An 832-nucleotide genomic window follows, 5' to 3' on the forward strand; every position below is an offset into this window, starting at 1 on the left:
GGGCATGGCAACGCGAAGTGCTTTGGCCAATCCTCAAGGAAAACGCCCAGGCTGCAAACCGCGCCAATTGGGTGGTCGAAGCGGTTTCCATCTTTATTTTGTTTCTTTCCTGAGGACGGCGGCTGTACTCGTCACACCAAGCGCTCCTGATTTCATAGCTGCTTGCGCTCGTCCTGATTGGTCTGCAGGCACTTTTGGCACCTGAAAAGCGCCCCAAACCGCACCCCAAACGCCCAAAACGGCTCCCCGGGCAGTTCAACCCGCCCAACACACTTGCTATTAATTCAGTAGCTGCTTGCGCTCGTCCCTATTGGCCTGCAGCCTTTATTTGCTTGAGAAAACACTGGACCGCAGGGCGCCCAGGTCGAGCACGCGCAGGCCGCCGTATTCGATGCGGATAAAGCCCCGGGCCTGCAGCGTGCTCAGCGCCTCGTTCACGCGCTGGCGCGACAGGCCCACGAGGTAGGCCATTTCCTGCTGCGTGATGCGCAGGATTTCGCCCACACCCGGGTACAACACCGGGTTGAACAGCGCGGCCAAGCTGCGTGCCACACGGATGTCGGGGTTGTTCATGCGGTCGATTTCGCGCGCGACGATGAACTGGCCCAGGCGCTCGTTGAGCTGGTTCATCACAAAGCGGTTAAAGCCGATGGAATGGTCCAGCAACCAGTGGAAGTCGTCGACCGGCAGCCCCGCCACCACCGTCTTGCGCAGGGCCTGGATGTTGTAGCGGTAGGGCTCGCGCTTGAGCACCGTGCCTTCGCCGAACCAGGCGCCCGGCGGCAGGCCGGTGAAGGTCATGGTGGCGCCCTGCTCGCTGTCGGTGCTCATC

General features: G+C 61.4%; 1 protein-coding gene. It reads right to left on the reverse strand.

The features are described 5' to 3' along the window. Positions 1 to 324 precede the first annotated feature (324 nt). The coding region (locus tag AC1D1X_RS24675; RefSeq protein ID WP_477699539.1) for a Crp/Fnr family transcriptional regulator at positions 325 to 832 on the reverse strand (508 nt) is incomplete at its 5' end.

The organism is Polaromonas sp. P1_G4 (genome assembly GCF_056405475.1).